The organism is Microcystis sp. LEGE 08355, assembly GCF_015207185.1.
Lineage (GTDB): Bacteria > Cyanobacteriota > Cyanobacteriia > Cyanobacteriales > Microcystaceae > Microcystis > Microcystis panniformis.
Genome location: NZ_JADEXI010000772.1, coordinates 1 through 1,829, shown reverse-complemented (window position 1 = coordinate 1,829; position 1,829 = coordinate 1). Strand labels below are relative to the sequence as shown.

Here is a 1,829-nt window from a genome sequence, read left to right as displayed (position 1 = left end):
TCGGAACCCCCTAAGCCGAGTTTTCAAGGTGCTGCGCCGTCCACTTGGTTTTCGAGACTGGCCTTTTAATTCTAACGTAAAGCCAACCTAGAACGGCGGGGTTTCAGACCCAAAATTTCCGATGACTGCAAAACTGAGCCTCAAGGAGACTCAGTTTCTAGTTTTTTAAGAGCGGGAAGTTAACGAATGTACTCTTTGAGGATACTATTGCGGTTAGGGTGACGCAGTTTCCGCAGGGCCTTGGCTTCTATTTGACGAATGCGCTCGCGAGTGACGTTGAAAATCTGGCCGATTTCTTCGAGTGTTTTCATCCTGCCGTCATCTAAACCGTAGCGCAGACGCAGCACATCCCGTTCGCGAGGACTAAGGGTATCGAGGACGTTTTCTAAATCCTCGCGTAATAAATTTTTAGAAACTTCATCTTCTGGGGTTTCCCCATCCGCTTCGATAAAGTCTCCTAAACGGGAGTCTTCTTCTTTACCGATGGGAGTCTCTAGAGAAATCGGTAATTGGGCAGATTTGGCAATAAAACGCAGTTTTTCGATGGTCATCTCCATCTTAGTGGCGATTTCTTCCTCGGTGGGTTTGCGGCGCATTTCCTGAGAAAGAATCTTGGTGGTTTTTTTGATCCGGGAGATGGTTTCGTAGAGGTGGACGGGAAGACGAATGGTGCGGGATTGATCTGCGATCGCCCGGGTGATGGCTTGACGAATCCACCAAGTGGCATAGGTGGAGAATTTATAACCCTTTTCGTGGTCGAATTTTTCGGCGGCGCGGATCAAACCGAGGGAACCTTCTTGAATTAAATCTTGGAAGGAAAGACCGCGATTCATGTATTTTTTGGCGATCGAAACCACTAAACGCAGGTTCGATTGTACCATTTTTTCCTTAGCGCGACGACCATGGTACAAACGACGCTTAAAGGCCGATAAGTATTCCTTTGATTTCGCCAGCCATTCTTCCAGCATGGGAGCCATTAGCTCTGTCTTACCTAAATAAGCCTTAATATCCGATAATTTCGGTTCTTTTTCCGATTTTTCGGCGATAATTTTCTCGATGCGCTCGAACAAGAAAACCTGTTTTCCCCATTCAGCATCGCTATAGAGGCAAAAATCTTCGCGAATGCGTTCTAATTTCAGTAGATCGGCGATTTTTCTCGCTAATTCGATCTCCTCCTCCGCTCTCAATAACCGAATCCTGCCGATCTCTTGCAGATAAATCCGAATCGAATCTTCTGTATAGGGTTTTTTTCTAGCGGCGTCGCGACGACGAGCGCTGGCAAGGCGGCGGGTTTTTTTGCCATCGTTGCTATCGCTGGTTTCTTCTAGCTCTAACTCGATATCCTCATCATCGAAGTCTTCGTCTAGGTCAATCAAATCTAAATCCAATGGCGGCTCGGTAAGGGTTAGTACATCGTGGGCCTGCGTCATGCCGTTTTCCTCTTGCTCCTTCTGTGCAAAACTAGAAGATCGAATCTCAATCTAGGTGATACTGAACAAATTTGTGTCTCAAATCCGAGACGGGGAAAGACTTTTCCGATTGTAGCTTTAATTACAACAAATGGGAGAAGATTTTTGCTTAAATTTCCTTGTGTCGATACGATTTTAGCGACACGGAATGCTGTTTTAGCTCGGTCAACTCATAATCTGGCTCCTGCAAAAATTGGGTAAATGGCTGGAGGACTGAAATCCGATCACCCGATTGTCTGCGGTGCTGACCAGATAGCTAACAATCAAAGGAATTATTGGACGGGTCAACTGTTCCCACTGGCAAGGGGAAAAGCATCCCTATTGGCCCTTGCTAATTCCTTTAGTCTTTAGCTATTGTAT

General features: G+C 46.1%; 1 protein-coding gene. It reads right to left on the bottom strand.

Annotation, left to right across the window (positions count from 1 at the left end):
- Nucleotides 1-179: 179 nt before the first annotated feature.
- Nucleotides 180-1,430 carry an RNA polymerase sigma factor RpoD gene (gene rpoD / locus IQ242_RS23880; protein ID WP_193961665.1) on the bottom strand — a complete coding sequence of 417 codons (1,251 nt, stop codon included), beginning with the start codon at nucleotides 1,428-1,430 and terminating at the stop codon, nucleotides 180-182.
- Nucleotides 1,431-1,829 lie beyond the last annotated feature (399 nt).

What these genes read in the sequence shown, in the direction of transcription:
- rpoD (WP_193961665.1), bottom strand. Translation starts at nt 1,430, where the DNA reads ATGACGCAGGCCCACGATGTACTAACCCTTACCGAGCCGCCATTGGAT.